We start from the raw sequence: 22,522 nt of genomic DNA, 5'->3' as shown, positions 1-22,522 counted from the left end.
AATTATGTTGGCGACTTTAGCCCCGCCTGTCACGGGCTCCTTTCAAGTGAAGGCGTCGGGCATCGACGCCTTCTTGCTTGCCATGAAGTCCTTCAGGCCGTCATCGATGCTCGGATCAAGATATGGCGCCTCATAGCTTTCGAGCCAGCGGCGGGCCAGTTCGTTGGCGCGCTGGGGAGCCGTCTTCTGGCCCTCGGCGAGCCATTGCTCGTAGGAATTGTTGTCGGCGATGTTGGAACGGTAGAACGCCGTCTGGAAATTCGCCTGGGTGTGATCGCAGCCGAGGAAGTGGCTACCCGGGCCGACTTGGCGGATGGCGTCCATCGCCTGGCCGTTTTCGGAGAGGTCGACGCCTTCGGCAAACCGCTGCTGCATGCCGAGCTGGTCGATGTCCATCATGAACTTTTCATAACAGGAGGCGAGACCGCCCTCGAGCCAGCCGGCCGCGTGGAGCACGAAATTGGTGCCGGCGAGCAGCGTCGAGTTGAGCGTGTTGGCGCTCTCATAGGCCGCCTGCGCGTCCGGTACCTTGGAGGCGCAGAGCGAACCGCCGGTGCGGAACGGCAGCCCGAGACGACGGGCGAGCTGGGCGGCACCGTAGGAAACCAGCGACGGCTCCGGCGTGCCGAAGGTCGGGGCGCCCGACTGCATCGAAATCGACGAGGCGAAGGTGCCGAACAGGACGGGCGCGCCCGGCCGGATGAGCTGGGTGAAGGAGGCCCCGGCCAGAACCTCGGCCAGCACCTGCGTCAGCGTGCCGGCGACCGTCACCGGGCTCATCGCGCCGGCCAGGATGAACGGCGTGACGATGCAGGCCTGGTTATGGCGCGCATAGACCTTGGCCGCCCCCAGCATGGTCTCGTCGAAGACCATCGGCGAGTTGGCGTTGATCAGGCTGGTCAGCACGGTGTTGTTTTCGACGAAATCGTCGCCGAACACGATCTTGGCCATGGCCACCGTATCTTCGGCGCGCTCGGGTGCAGTCACCGAGCCCATGAACGGCTTGTCCGAATATTTGATGTGGCTGTAGACCATGTCGAGATGGCGCTTGTTGACCGGAATGTCGACCGGCTCGCACACCGTTCCACCCGAATGGTGGATCGACGGCGCCATATAGGACAGTTTCACGAAATTGCGGAAATCCTCGATCGTCGCGTAGCGCCGGTTACCGTCAAGATCTCGCACGAAGGGCGGGCCATAGACCGGTGCGAAGACCGTGGCATCGCCGCCGATCTGCACCGAACGCTCGGGGTTGCGCGCATGCTGGATATAGGTCGACGGCGCGGTCTTGAGCAGTTCGCGGCAAAGGCCTTTCGGGAAGTGCACGCGCTCGCCCTTGACGTCGCAGCCGGCCTCTTTCCACAGCTGCAGCGCTTCAGCGTCGTCGCGGAACTCGATGCCGATTTCCTCGAGCACCGTATCGGCGTTCCGCTCGATGATGGCGAGGCCCTCTTCGTTGAGCACCTCATAAACATTCACCTTGCGCTTGATGTAGGTGAGCTGGGTGCCGGGACCGCCGCCCGAACGCGCCGCACGTCGTGCTGCCGCCCCACCGCCGCGGTCGCCGCGCGCCCGCCTGCCGCCTGCCTGTTCCTGATCGACTGACGGGTTATCGCCCATGGCCGTTTCTTCCCTGAATCGCGTGTCGGCCGCCTGTACGGCCTCTCGCCGGATCGTAGCCATGCACCCGAAGCGAAACGGCTTGCCAGCGCCAAGACCTGTCGCAATTTCGACAAGAAACCACGCGCGGATGTCGGTCGCTTTCGTCGCGCAGGAAGTCGCAAATCAGCTATGGATTTGCGACACTTGCACGCTAGGAATAGCATAGAAGCCGCACGCCGCTGACGGGTGCAGCCCTAGGGAGCCTGCGAAATGTCCGACGACGAAATCATCCTGTCCGAGCTTTCCGACGACGAACTCGTGCAGCAGATGCACGACGACCTCTATGACGGGCTCAAGGAAGAGATCGAGGAAGGCACCAACATCCTGCTCGAGCGTGGCTGGATACCCTACAAGGTGCTGACCGAGGCGCTGGTCGAAGGCATGCGCATCGTCGGCGAGGACTTTCGCGACGGCATCCTGTTCGTTCCCGAAGTGCTGCTCTCGGCCAATGCGATGAAGGCCGGCATGTCCATCCTGCGCCCACTGCTCGCCGCCACTGGTGCGCCCAAGCAGGGCAAGCTGGTCATCGGCACGGTCAAGGGCGACATCCACGACATCGGCAAGAACCTCGTCGGCATGATGATGGAAGGTGCCGGCTTCGACGTCATCGACCTCGGCATCAACAACCCGGTCGAGAACTACCTCAACGCCATCGAGGAGCATCAGCCCGACATCGTCGGCATGTCGGCGCTGCTGACCACGACCATGCCCTATATGAAGGTCGTCATCGACACGATGAAGGAAAAGGGCATCCGCGACGATTTCGTCGTGCTGGTCGGTGGCGCGCCGCTCAACGAGGAGTTCGGCAAGGCCGTCGGTGCGGACGCCTATTGCCGCGACGCGGCAGTCACGGTCGAGACCGCCAAGGACTTCATGAAGCGCAAGCACAATCTGCGCGCTTCGGCCTGAGACTAAAAGGCCGCGCCTCGCAGCGCGGCCCCTTTGATACGATTTGGAATGGCATGGTCCGCCCCTAGCGGACGGTATCCTGGATGGCGTGTGCCGTGCCTTTGACATCCTGGCCGACGCCGCGGATCGTGTTGGCGCATGAGGCAAGCGCCAGCGCGCAGGCAATGACGGCGATCGGCGCCAGACGTGACAGTTTCATGGACGGTGTATCCCTCACTCCGTAGACTCGCCCCCTAACCCCTGCCGGACTGGGTCGCATGAGCGCGCCGCAAAAACAACGAGACAAAAACGCCGACAGGCTGCTGGTCATCGGCTGCGGCATGATCGCGCGCGAGATTCTGGCGGTCAAACAACAGCTTGGCCTCGACCATCTTGAACTGACCTGCCTACCGGCCGACTTCCACTTCCGCCCCGACCGCATCGCCCCTGCCATGGACAAGGCGATCGCCGAGGCCAAGGCTGAAGGCTACCAGCACATCTATGTCGGCTATGCCGATTGCGGCACCGGCGGCCTGCTCGACCGCGTCTGCGAGAAACACGGCGTTGAACGTATCGCCGGCCCGCATTGCTTCGCCTTTTACCAGGGCGCCGCTGCCTACGCGAAGGTCGGCGAGGCCGACATGATGTCGTTTTACATGACCGACTTCCTGTGCCGGCAGTTCGACGCCTTCTTCATCAAGCCGCTCGGCCTCGACTGTCACCCTGAACTGGTCCACGACTATTTCGGCAACTACGAGAAGCTGATTTACCTAGCCCAGACCGACGATCCGGCGCTCGACAAGGTTGCCGAGGATGCAGCCAGGATGCTTGGGCTTGTCTATGAGCGCCGCGCCACGGGCTACGGCGACCTGCCGGCAGTCCTTGCCAATGCTGCAGCCGCTGCGGCAGATCACGAAAGCGCCTGATTCCGCCTGCGGTACAAATCCAGGCTGGACATTGTGAACTTCCGGCGCTGACATTGCATTCGGCGTCCAGCGACATCACATTGCAACCCTCCGGCGCCATCAATGGTTAACCTGACCGTCGCAATCTGCGACGCGGGCATCATGGTGCCGGTGCAGAGGCAGATGAGCCGGGAGCTTCATGAAACAGGACGCGGACGGGTTCGAGGACGACAAGGGCAATCAGGCAGGTCCGAGCCCCCGGCGCGGCCGTCGTTTGTCGGAGATTTTCGCCAAGCTCGCCCGCGAAGCCAAGGACGACATATCCATAGGCGATATCAGGGACGCGCTTGGTAATCGCAGCTTTGCGCCGTTGCTCGTTCTGTTTGCAGCCTTCAACCTGCTGCCGCTGCCGCCCGGTGCGTCAGCCGTGCTCGGCCTGCCGCTGCTGATTGTGGCAGCACAGATGGCGTTCGGCAGCAATAGGGCATGGTTGCCAGCCTTCATCAGCAGGCGCTCGCTCTCGCCCGAGCAGTTTCGTACCGTCACCGACTGGACCGTTCCCAGGCTGATACGCCTCGAAGAGGTGATCCGGCCGCGCTACTGGCCTTTCTGGCGTAGGCAGGGCGACCGCGTCGTCGGCTTCATCGCTCTTATCCTGTCCGTGTCGATCACGCTTCCCATTCCTCTCGGCAACTGGCTACCGGCCTTTGCAACCGCACTTTTGGGCCTGGCACTCTCGGAACGAGACGGCATCCTGTTTGTCGTGGGCAGCATGGTCGGCGTGGCTTCGCTGGCCGTGATCAGCGTCGTGGTGGGCGGCGCGGGGTTTGCGACACATGCCTTCATGGTCTGGCTGGGCTAGCCTGAATAGACCGTTGGCCCAGCAGCTTTGCCAGACGCGTCCGCCAGGCCTCCCCTCGCTCCACCCTGTCTTTTGCGCGACAGCCTGCCGCGTCGTTTTTGAAGGCGCGCGCGTCGTCCCATAACAAGCGGCACCCCTGTGGTTACGGCAATGCTCAGCCAACTGAAAGCGAGAGCGAAATGGCCGACCTGATCATCGTCTACTGGCGCGACATCCCGGCACAGGTGATCGTCAAGAAGGGGCGCCAGAACGCCAAGCGCGAACTGCCGCTGCGCTTCACCGAGGCGATCGACATGTGCGCGATGCGCACCGGTGCCGGTGACACCGACGCCTATCTGGCAGAGTGGCGCAAGGCGGACCCGGTTCCGGTCGGCGACGACCTCGAGGCCGAGGCCGACAAGGCCATGGCCGAGATCGATGCGAAGTTCACCCGGGAGCGCCTGGTCGCTCTCGTCAAGGCAGGCGGCAAGGCAGATGGTTGATACCCAGCCGACGGTAACCCAGGCAACGCTGGTCAAGAAGGCCGCGCCCAAAAGCGACTACAAGCCGGCCGACGTATCGCCGCAGCGGCGCGTCCAGCGTTCCTTTGCCGTGCGGCTTTGGTCGGTCCGCCATTCGCGCGCACTGGAATGGGTCTATTCGCGTTTCGCCGACGCGTTCCTCACGCTGCATCCGCTGTGGAAGAAGATCGGCTACGGCCGCGTCGAAGCCCCGGTGAAATTCGTCGAAAGGCACGTCAAGGGCTTCATGTTCGACTGCCGCATGTGTGGCCAGTGCGTGCTTTCCTCGACCGGCATGTCGTGCCCGATGAACTGCCCCAAGCAATTGCGCAACGGGCCCTGCGGCGGCGTGCGCGCCAACGGCAATTGCGAGGTCGAACCCGATATGCCCTGCGTCTGGGTCAAAGCCTGGGAGGGTTCGCGCAACATGGTCCATGGCGACGCCATCCTCAACGTGCAGAAACCGGTCGATCAGTCGCTGCGCGAAACCTCGGCATGGCTGCGCGTGACCGCACAAGCCGCGGCCGCCCGCGAAACCGCCAGCAAGGAAGTCGCATGACCCCGCCGCGCCCGCGCCAACAGGATGAAAATCCCGCCGGCATCGACCTGCCGCTCGACCCCCTGCCCGGCCATTCGTCGCGCGGACGGCTTGAGCGCGTCCTTCGTCGCGGCGAATTCGCCGTCACGACCGAACTCAATCCGCCCGACAGCGCCGATCCCGAAGACGTCTACAACCGCGCCAAAATTTTCGATGGCTGGGTCGACGGTATCAACGCCGTCGATGCCTCAGGCGCCAACTGTCACATGTCCTCGGTCGGCATCTGCGCGCTGCTGACGCGCATGGGCTACGCGCCGATCATGCAGATCGCCTGCCGCGACAAGAACCGCATCGCCATCCAGGGCGATGTGCTGGGTGCCGCTGCCATGGGCGTCGCCAACATCCTTTGCCTCACCGGCGACGGTGTGCAGGCTGGCGACCAGCCCGGCGCGAAACCGGTATTCGATCTCGACTCGATGTCGCTGCTCGAAACCGTCCGCATCATGCGCGACAACGGCAAGTTCCTGTCCGGCCGCAAGCTGAGCACCCCGCCCCAGCTCTTCCTAGGTGCCGCGGTCAACCCCTTCGCGCCGCCCTTCGATTTCCGGCCGGTTCATCTCGGCAAGAAGATCGCCGCCGGCGCGCAGTTCGTGCAGAGCCAATACTGCTTCGACGTGCCGATGTTCCGCAGCTTCATGGAGCGGGCACGCGACCTCGGCCTGACCGAGAAGGTCTTCATCCTGTGCGGTGTCGGCCCCCTCGCCTCGGCCAAGACAGCCAAGTGGATCCGCTCCAACGTGCCCGGCATCCACATCCCGGACGCAATCATCAAGCGGCTCGAAGGTGCTCAGGACCAGAAGAAGGAAGGCAAGCAGCTCTGCATCGACATCATCAACGAGGTGAAGGAAATCCCCGGCGTGTCGGGCGTCCATGTGATGGCCTACCGCCAGGAGGAATATGTCGCCGAGATCGTCGATGAATCGGGCGTGCTGAAAGGACGCCGGCCATGGAAGCGCGAAGCCCGCGCCGACGATCAACTGGTCGCCAAGCGGCTCGACCATATCCTGCATGACAACGTGACCGAGTCCCAGGTCGACATGGTCAAGACCGCGCACTGAACGAAACACTGATAACGGCACAGCATTCCTTATATCCCCACGGAGAGGATTTATGACCCGCACGATCGTTGCCTCGGCAACCAAGGAAATCATCATCGGCTTCGATCAGCCCTTCTGCGTGATCGGCGAGCGCATCAATCCGACCGGCCGTAAAAAGCTGGCGGCGGAGATGGTCGCCGGCAATTTCGACACCGTCATCAAGGACGCGCTCGAGCAGGCCGCCGCAGGCGCAACCATGCTTGACGTCAATGCCGGCGTGACCGCCGTCGACCCCAACGCCACCGAGCCGGCACTGCTGGTGCAGACGCTGGAGATCGTGCAGAACCTCGTCGACCTGCCGCTGTCGATCGACAGCTCGGTGACGGCGGCGATCGAAGCCGCGCTCAAGGTCGCCAAGGGCCGCCCTCTGGTCAACTCGGTCACCGGCGAAGAAGAGAAGCTTGAAGCCATCCTGCCGCTGGTGAAAAAGTACAACGTCCCGGTGGTCGCCATCTCCAACGACGAGACCGGCATCTCGATGGACCCGGACGTGCGCTTCGCCGTTGCCAAGAAGATCGTCGAGCGCTGCGCCGACTACGGCATTCCCGCGCATGATGTCGTTGTCGATCCACTCGTGATGCCGATCGGCGCGCTCGGCGACGCCGGCCGCCAGGTCTTTGCCTTGCTGCGTCGCCTGCGCGAGGAGCTCAAGGTCAACACCACCTGCGGCCTGTCCAACATTTCCTTCGGCCTGCCGCACCGCCACGGCATCAATGCCGGTTTCATTCCGATGGTCATCGGCGCCGGCATGACATCCGCCATCATGAACCCGGTGCGACCGCAGGAAATGGAAGCGGTGCGCGCTGCCAACGTGCTCAACGGCACCGACGCCAACTGCACCAACTGGATCAAGACCTACAAGGACTACAAGCCGGGCGAGCATGCCGCCCCGGCTCCCGTAGCGGTTACCTCACCCAGCGAAGGCGCGGCCAATGGCGGCCGCCGGCGTGGCGGGCGTGAAGCCCGGATGGCAAGGGGGTAGAGAATTGGTGCGTCCTTCGAGGCTCGCTGCGCTCGCACCTCAGGATGAGGATGGTTTGCGCGTGCCCGCATTGCTGAACTGCTTTCGCTCGGGCATACGGACTCCGAAGGACGCCGACCGCCGAAATACCTTGGATCAAAGAGGCCTCCGCCCGACGTGTCGAATTGTCGGACGTCGTCGCACATACATCCCTCATCCTGAGGTGCGAGCGCAGCGAGCCTCGAAGGACGCACGACCATGAACTCTCCCGCCAACATCACCGACCCGCTGGTCCTGTTCATGCCCTCGGGCAAGCGTGGGCGGTTCCCGGTGGGAACTCCGGTGCTCGATGCGGCGCGCCAGCTCGGCGTCTATGTCGAGAGCGTATGCGGCGGGCGGGCCACCTGCGGCCGCTGCCAGATCGAGGTCCAGGAAGGCAACTTCGCCAAGCACAAGATCGTCTCTTCCAACGACCACATCTCGGCCAAGGGCCCGAAGGAGGAGCGCTACGATCGCGTGCGCGGACTGCCCGAGGGACGGCGCCTGTCGTGCTCGGCGACCATCCTGGGTGATCTCGTCGTCGACGTACCGCAAGACACCGTGATCAACGCGCAGGTGGTGCGCAAGGCTGCCGTCGACCGCCATATCGAGCGCAATCCCGCCGTCCAGCTCTGCTTTGTGGAAGTCGAACAGCCCGACATGCACAAGCCGCTCGGCGACCTCGACCGGCTCAAGGCCGTGCTCGAGAAGGACTGGGGCTGGAAGGACCTCTTGGTCGCCCCGCACCTGATCCCGCAAGTGCAAGGTATCCTGCGCAAGGGCAACTGGGGTGTCACCGCCGCGATCCACCGCGACACGGAGTCTTCGCGCCCCTTCATCATCGGCCTGTGGCCGGACCTCAAGAACGAAGCCTATGGCATTGCCTGCGACATCGGCTCGACCACGATCGCCATGCATCTGGTGTCGCTGCTGTCGGGCCGCATCGTCGCCTCCTCGGGCACGTCGAACCCGCAGATCCGCTTCGGCGAAGACCTGATGAGCCGCGTGTCCTACGTGATGATGAACCCGGACGGACGCGAGGCCATGACCAAGGCCGTGCGAGAGGCGGTCAACTCGCTGATCGGCAAGGTCTGCGAGGAAGGCGGCGTCGACCGCCACGACATCCTCGATGCCGTCTTCGTTGCCAACCCGATCATGCACCACCTGTTCCTCGGCATCGATCCGACGGAACTTGGCCAGGCGCCGTTTGCGCTCGCCGTCTCGGGCGCACTCCAATATTGGGCGCATGAGATCGACATCGACGTCAACAGGGGCGGCCGCGTCTATCTCCTGCCCTGCATCGCCGGCCATGTCGGAGCCGACGCCGCCGGTGCGACGCTGTCGGAAGGCCCCTACCGCCAGGACAAGATGATGCTGCTGGTCGATGTCGGCACCAATGCCGAGATCGTGCTCGGCAACAAGAACCGGGTCGTCGCGGCGTCGTCCCCCACCGGCCCGGCATTCGAAGGTGCCGAAATCTCGTCGGGCCAGCGCGCCGCACCCGGCGCCATCGAGCGCGTGCGCATCGACCCTGATTCACTGGAACCGAAATTCCGCGTCATCGGCGTCGACAAGTGGTCGGACGAGGACGGTTTCGCCGAAGCCGCCAAAGCTGTCGGTGTCACCGGCATCTGCGGCTCGGCCATCATCGAGGTCGTGGCGGAGATGTATCTCTCCGGCATCATCTCGGAAGACGGCGTCATCGACGGTGCGCTGATGGCCAAGAGCCCGCGCATCATCCAGAACGGCCGTACCTTCTCTTATCTGCTCAACGACGGCGAGCCGCGCATCACCGTCACCCAGAACGACGTGCGCGCCATCCAGCTCGCCAAGGCAGCCCTCTATGCCGGCATCAAGCTTTTGATGGAAAAACAGGGTGTCGAGGCCGTCGACATGATCCGTTTCGCCGGTGCCTTCGGCACCTTCATCGATCCGAAATACGCCATGGTGCTCGGGCTCATCCCTGATTGCGACTTGGCCGAGGTCAAGGCGGTCGGCAATGCCGCCGGCACCGGCGCGCTCATGGCGCTGCTCAATCGCGGCCATCGCCGCGAGATCGAGAAGGAAGTCGGCCGCATCGAGAAGATCGAGACCGCGCTGGAGCCGCATTTCCAGCAGTTGTTCATCGACGCAATGGCGCTGCCCAACAAGGTCGATCCGTTCGCCAAACTCGCCGAGCAGGTCAAGCTGCCGCCGCGCAAGGCAACGAGCGCCGAGGGCGAAGCCGCGGACGCCTCCCCGCGGCGACGTTCGCGCGAGGAGCGTGCCGCCCGCCGCGCCCGCGATTGATTTAGAGCCTTTCATTCGATTTTTGGCGTCACCGGTGGAGCACATCCTGCTCCGCTGGTGGCTGATTCGTAGTATGATTTCGCGTTTCGGCTGTGTTTCCATCGCGTAACCGATCTACTTGCGGTTGCTGTACGAACGAACTCGATGCGAAACACAAGCGAACTATCTTTCATCGATCGAAACCACCGCTTGCGGAGCATTTCCGCTTCGGCCGAAGATGAAAGGAACACACCAATGTCGATCATGGGTTCGATCGGCCGCTATGGTGCGGCCATCCGGAAAGCGCATCGCAATGCGAGATCCATCCGCCATCTCAACAGCCTCCCGCCAGAGATCCAGAAGGACATCGGCTGGCCGGTGGAGAATGATGCGCGCGCAAGATCGCTCTATTCGACGGTCCTCCCGGGACACTGAGCCTGCCGCCACAACCCGTTCTGTGTTTCCGGGCGCATCCCAACTTGAAACAAAATCGCGTCGAAGCGGGATCAAACTGAAACACAAGCGAAGGTAAATTGCGCACTGGCCGGCGACGCATCAAGTCTCGCGTGGCGTTGCCGGCCCATCACTCCCAGGAGACGACCATGTCCATCATCGGAGAGTTCCATCAGTTCGGAGCCGTGCTCAGGCATGCGCGCCGCGACAGCCATATCGAAAAGATGATGGATGGCCTGCCGCGCGAACTGCAGATCGAACTCGGCTGGATCGACGGGCCCAATCCGCATGGCTCGGGCGTCGCCGGTCAGTTGCACAAATACGGCCGCGTCGCACTGCTGATGAACAAGCTGCCGCTCGACATCCAAGTCGAACTCGGTTGGCCGGTTGGTCCGCTGGCATCGATGAACAATGTGATTGCATTCGACCGGCGGAAGCTTCGCTGCGCATGACCCTCGCAAGGGCTACTCGCCGACTTGGCACCTCCTCGGTTCCGGCTGGCCGAGTGCAGCCGACCGGCACGATTGCTCGTTCCCCATGGTATCGCAACGCACTGGCTGACCTGCAAATTCACGACTATTGACGGAAGAGCACGATGCCACTTTTCGACGATCTCGGACGCATCGGCGCGCGCTACAGGCTGGCGCGCAGCGCCCGCAGGACGGCGCGCATCATGAACGCGCTGCCGCCGGAGATCCAGCGCGACCTCGACTGGAACCCGCCTCCTTCGCTGATGGCCAAGGTCTACCGTTGGATGGCCTATTCCGTGCGTCGCTGACGCTTAGAGCGCCGCGCGTCCATTCGGACGCGCGGCGCTCTAACACTTTGAATCTGCGCATCGTGCTTGCCGAAAACCGATTCCGATTTTCGGGCCGATGCGCTAGCGTCAGGCAATCTCCATGTCGAAGCAGAAGACCCCGTCCAGCCCGCCTTGCGCGGCGGCCAGCAACCGCTCGGTGATCGGCAAATGGTCCGGATGGGTGTTGTAGGCGCTCTGCACCGCGGCATCGCGAAAGTCGATGATGAAGCCTTCATCGAACCCCCAGGCCAGCCTTTCGGTATTGACGTTGGGACCGGACCAGACACCATCCAACCCGTCGATTTTCTGCTTGAGGCCGCGTAGCGCCTCATAGATCGCTTCTCGCTCACTCCGCGAAACCTCGGGGCGAAACTGGACGAACACGCAATGCCTGATCATTGCTCCTCCAATCCGCCCGCGACGCCTGCACGCAGATGGGCTCCGGAAGGCAAACGAGCGCGTAAGAGCAATATGGAACGGCTCAGCTCAACTGCAATCCGCGACCGCAGCCAGCCCTGCTATTTTATTGCTCAGAACTTGCCGGTCGCGCTGAAGGTCTCGAAGGCAGCGCGGATATGGTCGGCAGCCGCCTTGACCGGCGCGCTCGCCTCCGGCGCCACGATCATTGCGAGGCTGTAGTTGCCGATCTCCGGCATTCCGTCCTTGGGGCCGAGTTCCACCATTTCCTCGCCGAGGAACGACTTCGGCAACGGAGCCACGGCCAGATCGGCAAGGATGGCCGACCGCTGGCCGGTCGTGTGCGCGCTCATATAGGCGACGCGATAATTGCGTCCATCGCGCCCCAGCGCCTCGAGCGCTCCTGCCCGCCAGGCGCAGCCTTCCTCCCATATCGAAACAGGCAAGGGTTCGCGCATGTGGGCGCATCCACCCTTTGCGCCGGCCCAAACGATCGGCTCGGTCAAAAGCACTTCCGCACCCGCCGCGACCGCCTTGCAGGAATTGGTCAACAGCGTGATGTCGAGTGCGCGGTCGTCCATCCGGCGGCGCAGGTTGGTGCTCTGGTCGATGATGACGTCGACGGCGATGGACGGATGGGTCTGGGCGAAGCGCTTGAGCACATGCGGCAGGACGCGTTCGCCGAAATCGTCAGGCGAACCCAGGCGCACAACACCCACGATATCAGGAATGATGAACTTCGACACCGCCTCGCGATTGATGGCAAGCATCCGCCTGGCATAGCCGAGCAGCATCTCGCCATCGGTCGTCAGCGCCACCGAACGGGCATCGCGCAGGAAAACGGAGCGGCCGAGAATGTCCTCGAGCTTCTTGATCTGCATCGAGACGGCCGATGGCGTGCGGTACACCGCATTGGCCGCCGTCGTGAAACTGCCGGTCTCGGCGATGGCCACGAAGGTGCGGAGCACGTCGAGATCGAGCAATGGAAGGGGATGATTGAGCGGTGCGTTCATGGTCTCATCCTTCAATATTTCTGATCGACGCAATCACTTCATTTCGTTTGATTGAATCTCATCCATGCGCGATAGTCAACGGCATCGAAGCAGGCGTCATTTGCCGCTTCCAACGGCCCGGAATGCAAGCGCATCGGGTTGCGCAAAACGGTTGAAACCAGCGGTGCCCACCGGGCGAGCACCTCAAGCCGACCCTGACCGGCAAGCAGGAAAGGAAACCGCAATGTCCATTTTATCGACCATTGGGCGCATCGCCAACGAATTCAGCGCCGCCCGCGCCCGCTACCAGACGGAGCGTTCGATCCGCGCGCTGCCGCTCGAACTGCAGAAGGACATCGGCTGGCCGGAGGCACTCGACTCCAGGACGGAGTATCGCAGCGGCCGCGGCTAGTCGACCATGGATTGCGCAACGGGCCTGCCGCAAAGGCAGGCCCATTGCACGTCTTTGATGTCACATGATCGCGACTGCTGGCGATCGCGCGCGGTGTCGCATTCAAGGCGTGGCACTTCGCTTTTGCAGCACACCAAGCCCCGCCCAATCACTATATCCGCCACAGAAACGAGCTGCCCACTCCACCACGCGAAGGCACCCCGTGTAGCTGGGATGCATGGAGACGTGTCATGAAGATTTTCGCCCGCCTGTTCGGATTGCGCCGCGACGCGTCGCTGGCCACCGTGATCGAACGCCAGCGCCTTGCCAGGACCATGCCCGGCCAAACCGCAGCTATGGCCGCCAACCGGCTCGGCATGCTGGTCAGCTGAACTCGTCCCGGCCACACCACACGGCCAGGTAGTGTCGGGCATGTCGCGGATAAAGTTCCAGAGACAGCCGTAACCCCATTGACAGCAAACGATTTTACTGATGTCGCTATGCTATTAGCGACATCATGTCGCGCCATTTGCCGTCAACGTGAGGCTTACTTGAACGCCATCAACCATCCGATCAAAAGATCGCTTGTGTTCTTCCTCGTCCCTGATTTCACAATGGTCGCATTTGCGACGGCGCTGGACCCGCTGCGCATCGCCAACCGGATGCTGGGCTACGAGGCCTACAAATGGCGGCTGGCAAGCTACGACGGCAAGCCGGTGCGTGCCTCGAACGGTGTCGAATGCGCCGTCAACACCTCGCTCGAGGACGAGCGCAAGAAGATGGCAGGGCCCGATCGCCCCTCGATGGTCATCGTCTGCACCGGCATCAATGTCGAGACCTATGCCAACAAGTCGGTCTTTGCCTGGCTGCGCGAGGAGTACAATCGTGGCGTCGCCGTTGGCGGACTGTGCACCGGCGCATATGTGCTGGCCAATGCAGGTCTGCTCTCCAACAAGCGCTGCGCCATCCATTGGGAGAACCTGCCGGGCTTTGCCGAGGCGTTTCCCAAGGCCAATGTCTATGCCGATCTCTTCGAGGTCGACCAGAACATCTACACCTGCGCCGGGGGCACCGCAGCGCTGGACATGATGCTCAAGCTCATCGGCGACGATTTCGACGACCATCTGGTCAACCGCATCTGCGAGCAGGTGCTGACCGACCGCGTCAGAAGCCCGACAGACCGCCAGCGTTTGCCTCTGAGGGCACGTCTCGGCGTGCAGAACTCCAAAGTGCTCACCATCATCGAACTGATGGAGGCAAACCTTTCCGAGCCATTGTCGCTGATCGAGATCGCCGACCACGTCGGGCTGTCGCGGCGCCAGATCGAACGGCTGTTCCGCACCGAGATGGGGCGTTCCCCTGCCCGCTACTATCTCGAGATCAGGCTCGACCGCGCCCGCCACCTGCTGATCCAGTCGTCGATGCCGGTCGTCGAAGTCGCGGTCGCCTGTGGCTTCGTCTCGGCCTCGCATTTCTCGAAATGCTACCGCGAGCTCTACGCCCGCTCGCCGCAGCAGGAGCGCATCGATCGCAAGCAACTGATCGCCGCGTAATTTGCCCTGCGCCGCAGAGTCTGCGCAGGTCACGCCGGGGCGCAGCGAAGCCTGCTCACCTGTTTTCCCAAAGCCATGTCCGGTCGCGCCACAGCTTCTCACCGATCAGGCAATCATATTTCGGCTTGTCTTGGGCGTGGATCACCGGCGGATGGGCCGCCTCCATGGCTGCCCATTGCCGCGAACTCGGACCGGCGAGTTCGAGCACCAGCTTGCGCCGGATCGCTTCCGGAAACTGCGACCAGTCATTGACCGGAATCATGAAGGCGCCCGGTCCGCCGATGACGCAGTCGGCGTAGTAGCGGTCGAGATCCGCAACCTCGTAGCCGTTGCCGAACCCGCCATTGGTCATTAGCGGCAGGCCGTTGATGGTGATGCCCTGGGCAACCACCTCATTACGGATGACATCGATCGGCGGGCCCTGATTGTTGGGACCGTCGCCCGAAATGTCGATCACCCGCTTGGCGCTGGTAAAACTGCTTTCGACAAACAGGTCTCTGCCAAAGTCGAGGGCGCTCGAGATCGACGTCCGCCGGGCACTGTTGGGCGGCTTGGCCGACAGTTGCTTGACCACGCGTTCCGCATCGGTGCGATTGGCTATGACTGTCCAGGGCACGACGACGATCTGAGAGGTCGTGCCGGCCCACTCGACGTAAGTGACGGCGATCTTGCCGTAGACACCTTCAGCTATCGCTTCCAGAACACGGTCGTCGGTCAATGCGGCGGCATAGCCATGGCGTTGGATTTCGAGTTCGTCGGGCGACATCGACAGCGACACGTCTACCGCCAGCACAAGTTCGACATCGACCTGTTCCGCCGCCATCGACCGAACCGCCAGCCCAAGCACCAGCGCCAAACTGGCGCTGCCTGCGAGGAGAGCTTTCGTCACGGCAGACATGCCGCAAGGGTAAGCGACAATGGCGCGGTTCAAAAGAAAAGCCCGGCCACAAAGCCGAGCAAGTCATTCACAATTTCGGGAACGTCGGCGATGGTCAGCCCAATGGCCTGCAATACCTGCGAACCGCCAGGATAAGAAAGTCGCCTTGTCGCGGGACGTCAGCTCCGCGGCTTGAGGTTCTCCGGATCGTAGAGCGGCTTGTAGCCGATGCTCGCCACTTCCACGGGGTAGGTCTCGCCAAAATATTCGACCGTGAGCTTCCGACCCTCCTGGCAATAGGACCAGGGCAGATAGGCGAGCGCGATGTTCTTCCCGATCGTCGGGCCGTAAGCAACCGAGGTCGTGAAGGACCGGCGGCCAAGTTCGTCGACCAGCGTCTCCCCCGTATCTGGGTCCATCACCGGCATGATACCGACCGGGTAGCGGGCAACGCCCTTGGGGTCGACATTGTCGGTCATGACGAGCGTGCAAAGCATCGCCGGCTGATTCTTCCGCGCGCGGTACTCCTCATGCTTGGCTTTGCCGCGGAAATCGGCCTCCTTGACCTTCGGACGCGCGAGATCGGCCTCCAGGAGATTGTACTCGGTCAACAGGTCCGCGTTCTGCAGGCGCAGGCTCTTCTCCATGCGGCGGCTGTTGGCATAGGTCTCGACGCCGAAGGCCATCACGCCAATCGCCCGCAACGCGTCCCAGACGGCAAGCGCATCCTCGTAGCGCATGTGCAGTTCCCAGCCCTGCTCACCCACATAGGAGATGCGGAAGGCAGTGACGTCCTTGCCGGCGATCCGGATCGGCTTGATTGCAGCGAAGGGGAAGCTTTCGGGCGAGAGCCCATCGGGGGCGTCCACGACCTTCTGCAGTGCCGCGCGCGCGTTCGGCCCCCAGATGCCGAGGGTGACGTACTTCTGGGTGACATCCGTGATCGTGACGTCGAAGCCTTTGTCCTCAGCCACCCGGCGCATGTAGTGGAAGTCGCGCGGGCCGGCGTCCGCCCCGTCGATCACGCGGCAGCGGTCGGCCATGCGGATCACGGTCAGGTCGGCACGCACCATGCCCTCGTCGTCGAGGAAATGGGTGTAGATGCCCTTGCCTATATTGGCATCGCCGCCGATCCTGGCAGCGCACAGCCACTCCATCAGCGCGACATGGTCGGGGCCTTCGACGTCGATGATCGCGAAATGCGACAGGTTCACCATGCCGCAATCCTCGCTCATGGCGAGATGCTCGGCATTGGAGACGCGCCAGAAATGGCGGTTGTCCCACTCGTTTTCGCGCACCGGCACGCGGTCGCCGTACTTTTCGAGCAGGTGCTCGTTGGCAGCATAGCCATGGGCGCGCTCCCAGCCGCCAAGCTCCATGAAATAGCCGCCAAGTTCCTTCTCGCGCTCCCAGAAGGGCGAATGGCGCACGTCGCGGCCGGTCGCATAGGGCTCACGCGGATGAACGGCCGGATTGTAGATCTTCTGTGCGGCCTCGCCGCAGCGGCCCTCCACGAACTTTTCTTCCATCTGGTGCGGATAGAAGCGCGCGTAGTCTATTTTGGCATGGTCGATCCCGGTGCGCCCGTCCGTCATCCAGTCGGCGATGAGCTTGCCCATGCCGGGGCCGTCCTTGACCCAGATGGCAACGGCATACCATAGCCCGCGAACCTTCTGGCTCTCGCCGATCGAAGGTCCGCCATCGGCCGTCACCTGCAAGAGGCCGTTGAAGGAATGGCTTTCGTTGTAGCCGAGTTCGCCCAGTATCGGCGTCAGTTCCATGGCCCGTTCGAGCGGCGCGATGATCTGCTCCATATCGAGGTCGCGCTGCGAGGGGGACAGACGCGCCTCGTGCTTTTCGAGGAGCTCGCGCGGATGGCAAAGGCGCGGATTGGTCTCTTCGTAGTAGCCCCACTCGATCTGTCCGCCTTCGGCGGTCCTGGGGTCACCGGTGTCGCGCATATAGGCCGAGTTGCCCTGGTCGCGCAGCAGCGGCCAGCCGATCTCCTTGCCGGTGCCGGCGAACTCGTTGTAGGGGCCGAAGAAGGTGAGCGGATGGTCGACCGGCATGACCGGCAGGTCCTCGGCCGCCATTTCGGCGATCAGGCGACCCCACAGGCCAGCGCAGACCACCACGTGGTCGGCCATGATAGTGCCGCGGTCGGTCACCACACCCTTGATGCGGCCGTCTTCGATGATCAGCGACTTGGCCGGCGTGTTGGCGAAGGCCTGCAGCTTTCCGGCAGCAATCCCCTGGTCGACCAGCTTGCCGGCGACGGTCTGCGAGCGCGGAATGACGAGGCCGGCATCCGGATCCCAAAGACCGCCCTGCACCAGGTGCTCTTCGATCAGCGGGAATTTCTCCTTGATCTCGGCTGGTTCGATCAGGCGCGCGCGCGTGCCGAAAGCCTTTGCCGAGGCAACCTTGCGCTTGATCTCCTCCATACGGGCGTCGTCGCCCACGCGGGCAACTTCAAGACCACCGACGCGGGCGTAGTGGCCCATCTTGTCGTAGAACTCGACGGAATAGAGCGAGGTCCAGCAGGACAGGAAGTCGTGGCTGGTCATGTAGCAAAAGTCGGAGGCGTGTGCCGTAGATCCGATGTCGGTCGGGATTCCGGACTTGTCGATGCCGACGATATCGTCCCATCCGCGCTCGATCAGGTGATGGGCAACCGACGCGCCCACAATGCCACCCAACCCGATGATGACGACCTTCGCCTTTTGCGGAAACCCTGCCATTGCCCACGACTCCGAGATGATATTTGCGGGCAGACTATAGGGCGCTGCGATGCGATTGCAGCCTGTTTGCGACATTGCCAAAAAGCCGCGCGACCTCACGAAAATCAGTTTGCGGAACATGGAAAAGGCCGGGCATTGCCCGGCCTTCGAACATAATCGCAGCCTCGTGCCGGACTTACTTGATCCGGGCGGATCCGCCTGAGATCTCTACCGTTTCCGAACCGGACAGAGCTTCGCGGTCGCCGTTGGGCAACGTGACGAAGCAACCGCTCGAGCAGAACTCCACGGTTTCGCCGGCCGCTATCGCGAGTTCGGACTTGGAACCGCCTTCCGTCACGATCAGTGTACGCGGTTCGGAGTCGCGGTTTACCGCGCTCGCGGCAAAAGCCGCGCCCGACATGGCCAGGATTAGCGCGCCTGAGGCGACAAGGAACCTGTTCATTGCGTAATCGGTGTTTCCACCGCCTCTGTTCAAATTCACGTGGCATTCTCGCCCGTTGCGACAACCTTATATGACTTCGAAGCTGAACGGCAACTGAACGCCTTGTTCATGCCACAATCGAGCCTAGCTCGGGTGAGGCTTGCGCCGTCGCGCCTTGGTCTTTGCCTGTTCTTCTTCGGCTGCCTTGATCCTGGCTACTTCCTTCTCGGCGTATTCGGCCTCGGCCTGTTCGTCGTCCACCGGCCAATTTCCGGCCGGCTTGTCCCCAAGCACGCGGATATTGCGTTGTGGGAATGGAATATCGATGTGCTCGCGCGCGAAAGTGTCGAGAATGGCAAAGCGCAGATCGTTCTGCACGGTGGCGCTGTTGCCTACATCGGCAAGGAACACCCTGATCTCGAAGTTCATCGACGACTCAGCGAACGCCTGGAACAGCACAAACGGTTCAGGATTTTTGAGGACCAGGGGATGACTGCGCGCGATTTCGAGCAGCAGGGCGTGCACGCGTTTGGCATCAGAGCCATATGCAACACCGATCGGCACCTCGATGCGCCCGAGCTTGTTTCGGTGGGTCCAGTTACCGACCGGATTGTTGATCAGCTCCGAATTGGGCAGGATCACGGACTGGCGCTGGAACGTCTCGATCTCGGTCGCGCGCACGCTGATCTTCTTGACCGTACCCGACACCGCGCCAGCGACGATCCAGTCGCCGACCTTGAACGGCCGCTCGGCGAGCAGGATCAAACCCGAGACGAAGTTGGACACCACGTTCTGCAGGCCGAAACCGATACCTAGGGAGAGAGCACCGGCAACCAGGGCGAGGTTGGACAGGTTGAGCCCCGCAGCCGAAACCGCCATCAGCGCGGCGAGCGCTATGCCGGCATAGCCTACGGAAAGCCGGATCGAATTTCGTACGCCAGCATCGACCTTTCCGCGCGCCATGACCGAGCCGTCCAACCAGCCTTGGAACCAGCGCGTAAAAAAGTAGAGGACCGTAAAGACGAGGATGCCAGAAAGGATGCCGGTCGGTGAGAATGTGAAGGTTCCAATCTGGAAGCCGCCGGCAATCTTGTAGAGCCAGGTCATCATGTCGCCCGGCCGGAATCCCCACTGCATCAGGATCAGGGGGACGCCGACGACAAGCACCAGAAGGTTGATGACGATGCTGGTGGCAAGACCAAGCTGGTCGAGCGTGGTGTCGTCGAGATTGAAACGCCGCTGCAAGCGCCTCCCCACAGTCGTCTTGGCGAAGGCATCGTCCTCATTCATCGCTTGGGACGACAGGAAGCCGATATATATCGTGGTGAGGATCGCGCCGGTCACCACGATCTGCTGCGACACGAAACGTGCGAGCCCGACATAACCCAGCAGGGCCGCAAGGGTGGTGACCCCACCGAGCAGGAACAGAACGTAGCGCAAAAGCTGCGGCCACGGCTTCGGCTGACCATCTTCGCCGACGAACGGCTTGACCAGTCCGATCAGGATGACAAGCAGGCCGATGATGACGGTCGAGACCAGTGCCTCACCCACGGTCAGCGAAAGCGGTGCCCCTAGGACCTTGTAGACAGAGCTCAGGAAGTGATCGAGGCCGGTGAAGAAAGCCGTTGCGATGATCAGCATCACCAGCCAGCGCGCCGCGCCGCTTTCGACAGGAACAAGGCGCCAGTTGGGAAGCCTCGGCGACAGCACTGCCGTGGCCAGACGGGAAACGAAGAAGACAATAGCTATGACGTAGAACAGCGACGACAGCATCTCGCCGATGTCGCCACGCAGCACCTCGAAATAGTCGAACAGATAATAGGTGATGCCGAGGAACACGACGACCGCGCTCGTCTGCATCAGCGTCAGCCAGAATGCGACGGAGATCCTGCTGAGATAGGACGGTTCCTGCACTCTTGGATCGGGAATGAACAACCGCCCGAACATGCGCCGGCCGCCGATGATGATGACAGCAGCTGCGGCAAGGGCGAAGAAGGTCACCGCCAGCATCGACTTGAGCTTGAAGCTGACGACAAATCGCATCCAGGATGAAACGGCGCGATACAGATCGCCCATTTCGGACCTGAAGGCCTGCATGATTTCCGATGCCAGCGCGAAATTGATTTCGTAGCGCTTGGTCAGCACGTTTTGAAACAGCTGGCGACGTGTTTCGGAGATCTGCTCCACCAACGTATTGATGCGGATCGACTGATTTTCGGCCACCCCGAGCATGGCATTGATCTCCGCCTTCTCGGAGGCGAGAGCGTCGCGCTCGGTGGTGACGATCGCTGCCTCCGGCGGCTGGCCTTCAGCCGGCGGCTTGCCAAGTTGCTCCAGGCGCGTGTTGATCTCTGTGAGACGCGGACGGAACGCGACGCCGCTGTGCAAAAGCTCGCGCGACAATTGCTCGAGCTGAAGGCGGATGTCGACGAGGTGGGCATCGTCGTCCTGCCCTTGCTCAACCTTCTTTTGGAGATCGTCGATCTTTTGAGTGACCTTCGCGATCACCTGCTGCTGATCGGCGACAACGCCGGCCGGCGCCTTGCCGAGATCTTGCGCGGCGGCCTGCGCGACAAACGCGACCGCGATGAGGACCATCGATATGACGAGGCGCCGGACTGCGAATTTGAACATGAAAAATCTACGACTCACGGTCAGGATGGATTGCGCGAAGGCATCCCATTGATAAAGACGCGCCTTCGGACGGACAAGATGGGCTGAACCGGCCCATGGAAAAGTCGGCCTAGCGAAAGGCCATGGCGGAATATTGGCCTTGAACCATTGATGCTGCTTATAGTGTCGCCGATCAGCCCATAGGATGTTTTCACGATGGCGGAATATTCGGCCTTTTCGCTGCTCAGGAACGCGCTCTCGGGAAACCGCGACTGGAAGCCGGCATGGCGCAAGCCGAACCCCAAGGCCTCCTACGACGTGGTGGTGATCGGCGGCGGCGGGCATGGGCTTTCGACCGCCTATTACCTCGCCAAGGAGCACGGCATCACCAATGTCGCCGTGCTGGAAAAAGGCTATCTCGGCTCCGGCAATGTCGGCCGCAACACCACTGCCGTGCGTTCGAACTACCTGCTGCCGCAGAATACACGCTTCTACGAGCACTCGATGAAGCTGTGGGAGAATCTCTCCCATGATCTCAACTACAACGTCATGTTCTCGCAGCGCGGTGTGCTCAACCTGGCCCATACGCCCGGTCAGCTCGACGATCTTGCCCGCAGAGGCAACGCCATGCGCCATCTCGGCGTCGATGCCCACCTGATGACGCCGGCGGAGATCGGCCGCCGCGTGCCTGGTCTCGACATGTCGCAATCGGCGCGCTTCCCGATCTTTGGCGGACTGATGCAGGAACGCGCCGGCACCGCCCGCCATGACGCCGTCGCCTGGGGTTATGCGCGCGGTGCCGATCGGCGCGGCGTCGACATCATCGAGAATTGCGAGGTCACCGGTTTTCTGGTTGACGGTGACCGGGTCACGGGTGTGACCACCAGCCGCGGCGAGATACGGGCAAAGAAGGTGGCTGTCGCGGTTGCCGGCAGCACCGGTCGGGTGATGCAGCTCGCCGGCATTGAACGCATGCCCATCGAAAGCCACGTCCTGCAGGCCTTCGTGTCGGAATCGCTGAAGCCATTCCTCAACACGGTGGTGACCTTCGGCATGGGCCATTTCTATGTCGGTCAGTCCGACAAGGGCGGGCTGATCTATGGCGGCGACCTCGACGGCTACAATAGCTATGCCCAGCGCGGCAACCTGCCCATCGTTGAGGAAGTGATGAGCGAGATGCTGGCACTGTTCCCGAGCCTGGCGCCAGTGCGCGTGCTGCGCTCCTGGGGCGGTGTCTGCGACATGTCGATGGACGGTTCGCCCATCATCACCACCGGCCCCTTGCCCGGCATGTATCTCAATTGCGGCTGGTGCTACGGCGGCTTCAAGGCAACGCCGGCATCCGGCTGGTGTTTCGCCTACACGATCGCCAAGGACACGCCGCACGAATTCAACGCGCCATTCACACTGGACCGTTTCAGCCGCGGTACCGTCATCGACGACAAGGGCCAAGGCCCGACGCCGCGGCTGCATTAGGGGTTCGAA

General features: G+C 62.4%; 24 protein-coding genes. 16 read left to right on the top strand and 8 right to left on the bottom strand.

Going from position 1 to position 22,522, the window contains the following annotated elements; genetic code table 11:
• Positions 1 to 42: 42 nt before the first annotated feature.
• Positions 43 to 1,620, bottom strand: coding sequence for a trimethylamine methyltransferase family protein (locus ABSY17_RS11460; RefSeq protein ID WP_378950384.1), 1,578 nt, complete (start codon positions 1,618 to 1,620; stop codon positions 43 to 45).
• 252 nt (positions 1,621 to 1,872) lie between these two features.
• Here ABSY17_RS11460 and ABSY17_RS11455 point away from each other — a divergent pair, with 252 nt between their 5' ends.
• A complete protein-coding gene (locus ABSY17_RS11455; protein ID WP_378950381.1) occupies positions 1,873 to 2,571 on the top strand; it encodes a corrinoid protein in 699 nt (232 codons plus the stop codon).
• Positions 2,572 to 2,635: 64 nt separating this feature from the next.
• Here ABSY17_RS11455 and ABSY17_RS11450 read toward each other — a convergent pair whose 3' ends face one another.
• Positions 2,636 to 2,770, bottom strand: coding sequence for an entericidin EcnAB (locus ABSY17_RS11450; protein ID WP_378950378.1), 135 nt, complete (start codon positions 2,768 to 2,770; stop codon positions 2,636 to 2,638).
• Between the two features lie 58 nt (positions 2,771 to 2,828).
• Between ABSY17_RS11450 and ABSY17_RS11445 the strand changes: the two genes are divergently transcribed.
• The 10 genes from ABSY17_RS11445 (at position 2,829) to ABSY17_RS11400 (ending at position 11,011) form a co-directional block, all read left to right on the top strand.
• Complete coding sequence (locus ABSY17_RS11445; RefSeq protein WP_378950375.1) at positions 2,829 to 3,476, top strand: DUF1638 domain-containing protein; 648 nt, start codon at positions 2,829 to 2,831, stop codon at positions 3,474 to 3,476.
• A gap of 178 nt (positions 3,477 to 3,654) precedes the next feature.
• Positions 3,655 to 4,317, top strand: coding sequence for an exopolysaccharide biosynthesis protein (locus tag ABSY17_RS11440; RefSeq protein WP_378950372.1), 663 nt, complete (start codon positions 3,655 to 3,657; stop codon positions 4,315 to 4,317).
• Positions 4,318 to 4,496: 179 nt separating this feature from the next.
• On the top strand, positions 4,497 to 4,799 hold the full coding sequence (locus tag ABSY17_RS11435) for a virulence factor (RefSeq protein WP_378950369.1): 303 nt from the start codon (positions 4,497 to 4,499) through the stop codon (positions 4,797 to 4,799).
• On the top strand, positions 4,792 to 5,376 hold the full coding sequence (locus ABSY17_RS11430; protein WP_378950367.1) for a methylenetetrahydrofolate reductase C-terminal domain-containing protein: 585 nt from the start codon (positions 4,792 to 4,794) through the stop codon (positions 5,374 to 5,376). The genes ABSY17_RS11435 and ABSY17_RS11430 overlap by 8 nt, the downstream gene beginning before the upstream one ends.
• Positions 5,373 to 6,473, top strand: a complete 1,101-nt coding sequence (locus ABSY17_RS11425; RefSeq protein ID WP_378950364.1) for a methylenetetrahydrofolate reductase — start codon at positions 5,373 to 5,375, stop codon at positions 6,471 to 6,473. The genes ABSY17_RS11430 and ABSY17_RS11425 overlap by 4 nt, the downstream gene beginning before the upstream one ends.
• 52 nt (positions 6,474 to 6,525) lie before the next feature.
• The gene (locus ABSY17_RS11420; protein WP_378950361.1) at positions 6,526 to 7,494 is read left to right on the top strand and encodes a methyltetrahydrofolate cobalamin methyltransferase; all 969 of its coding nucleotides are present in this window, start codon (positions 6,526 to 6,528) and stop codon (positions 7,492 to 7,494) included.
• A 237-nt stretch (positions 7,495 to 7,731) separates the two neighbouring features.
• Positions 7,732 to 9,801 (top strand): ASKHA domain-containing protein, encoded by a 2,070-nt coding sequence (locus ABSY17_RS11415; protein WP_378950358.1) that lies wholly within the window; start codon positions 7,732 to 7,734, stop codon positions 9,799 to 9,801.
• A gap of 234 nt (positions 9,802 to 10,035) precedes the next feature.
• Positions 10,036 to 10,215, top strand: coding sequence for a hypothetical protein (locus ABSY17_RS11410; protein WP_378950355.1), 180 nt, complete (start codon positions 10,036 to 10,038; stop codon positions 10,213 to 10,215).
• 167 nt (positions 10,216 to 10,382) lie between these two features.
• Complete coding sequence (locus ABSY17_RS11405; protein ID WP_378950352.1) at positions 10,383 to 10,685, top strand: hypothetical protein; 303 nt, start codon at positions 10,383 to 10,385, stop codon at positions 10,683 to 10,685.
• 143 nt (positions 10,686 to 10,828) lie between these two features.
• Positions 10,829 to 11,011 (top strand): hypothetical protein, encoded by a 183-nt coding sequence (locus ABSY17_RS11400; RefSeq protein WP_378950350.1) that lies wholly within the window; start codon positions 10,829 to 10,831, stop codon positions 11,009 to 11,011.
• A 108-nt stretch (positions 11,012 to 11,119) separates the two neighbouring features.
• Here the strand turns inward: ABSY17_RS11400 and ABSY17_RS11395 are convergent, their stop codons facing one another.
• Both ABSY17_RS11395 and ABSY17_RS11390 read right to left on the bottom strand, forming a co-directional pair.
• A complete protein-coding gene (locus ABSY17_RS11395) occupies positions 11,120 to 11,431 on the bottom strand; it encodes a Dabb family protein (RefSeq protein ID WP_378950348.1) in 312 nt (103 codons plus the stop codon).
• Positions 11,432 to 11,562: 131 nt separating this feature from the next.
• The gene (locus ABSY17_RS11390) at positions 11,563 to 12,462 is read right to left on the bottom strand and encodes a LysR substrate-binding domain-containing protein (protein WP_378950345.1); all 900 of its coding nucleotides are present in this window, start codon (positions 12,460 to 12,462) and stop codon (positions 11,563 to 11,565) included.
• Positions 12,463 to 12,685: 223 nt separating this feature from the next.
• On the opposite strand from ABSY17_RS11390, the gene ABSY17_RS11385 reads away from it, so the two are divergent.
• The 3 genes from ABSY17_RS11385 (at position 12,686) to ABSY17_RS11375 (ending at position 14,385) form a co-directional block, all read left to right on the top strand.
• On the top strand, positions 12,686 to 12,853 hold the full coding sequence (locus ABSY17_RS11385; RefSeq protein ID WP_378950342.1) for a hypothetical protein: 168 nt from the start codon (positions 12,686 to 12,688) through the stop codon (positions 12,851 to 12,853).
• A 230-nt stretch (positions 12,854 to 13,083) separates the two neighbouring features.
• Entirely contained in the window at positions 13,084 to 13,224 is a 141-nt protein-coding gene (locus ABSY17_RS11380) for a hypothetical protein (RefSeq protein WP_378950339.1), read from the top strand.
• Between the two features lie 222 nt (positions 13,225 to 13,446).
• Positions 13,447 to 14,385, top strand: a complete 939-nt coding sequence (locus ABSY17_RS11375) for a GlxA family transcriptional regulator (protein ID WP_378952604.1) — start codon at positions 13,447 to 13,449, stop codon at positions 14,383 to 14,385.
• 55 nt (positions 14,386 to 14,440) lie between these two features.
• Here ABSY17_RS11375 and ABSY17_RS11370 read toward each other — a convergent pair whose 3' ends face one another.
• From ABSY17_RS11370 to ABSY17_RS11355, 4 genes are all read right to left on the bottom strand, one after another.
• Positions 14,441 to 15,283 carry a DUF1194 domain-containing protein gene (locus ABSY17_RS11370; protein WP_378952601.1) on the bottom strand — a complete coding sequence of 281 codons (843 nt, stop codon included), beginning with the start codon at positions 15,281 to 15,283 and terminating at the stop codon, positions 14,441 to 14,443.
• 158 nt (positions 15,284 to 15,441) lie between these two features.
• Positions 15,442 to 18,003, bottom strand: coding sequence for an FAD-dependent oxidoreductase (locus ABSY17_RS11365; RefSeq protein ID WP_378950336.1), 2,562 nt, complete (start codon positions 18,001 to 18,003; stop codon positions 15,442 to 15,444).
• 175 nt (positions 18,004 to 18,178) lie between these two features.
• The gene (locus tag ABSY17_RS11360; protein ID WP_378950333.1) at positions 18,179 to 18,445 is read right to left on the bottom strand and encodes a hypothetical protein; all 267 of its coding nucleotides are present in this window, start codon (positions 18,443 to 18,445) and stop codon (positions 18,179 to 18,181) included.
• 123 nt (positions 18,446 to 18,568) lie between these two features.
• Positions 18,569 to 20,827, bottom strand: a complete 2,259-nt coding sequence (locus ABSY17_RS11355) for a mechanosensitive ion channel family protein (protein WP_378950331.1) — start codon at positions 20,825 to 20,827, stop codon at positions 18,569 to 18,571.
• On the opposite strand from ABSY17_RS11355, the gene ABSY17_RS11350 reads away from it, so the two are divergent.
• Positions 20,828 to 21,145 carry a hypothetical protein gene (locus tag ABSY17_RS11350; protein ID WP_378950328.1) on the top strand — a complete coding sequence of 106 codons (318 nt, stop codon included), beginning with the start codon at positions 20,828 to 20,830 and terminating at the stop codon, positions 21,143 to 21,145.
• A 108-nt stretch (positions 21,146 to 21,253) separates the two neighbouring features.
• The gene (locus tag ABSY17_RS11345) at positions 21,254 to 22,513 is read left to right on the top strand and encodes a sarcosine oxidase subunit beta family protein (protein ID WP_378950325.1); all 1,260 of its coding nucleotides are present in this window, start codon (positions 21,254 to 21,256) and stop codon (positions 22,511 to 22,513) included.
• Positions 22,514 to 22,522: the final 9 nt, after the last annotated feature.

Origin of the sequence: Mesorhizobium sp. ANAO-SY3R2 (genome assembly GCF_042466635.1) — a bacterium.
Taxonomy (GTDB): domain Bacteria; phylum Pseudomonadota; class Alphaproteobacteria; order Rhizobiales; family Rhizobiaceae; genus Aminobacter.
Note: the sequence above shows the minus strand (reverse complement) of the source record. Positions and strands in the feature narration are given on the sequence as shown.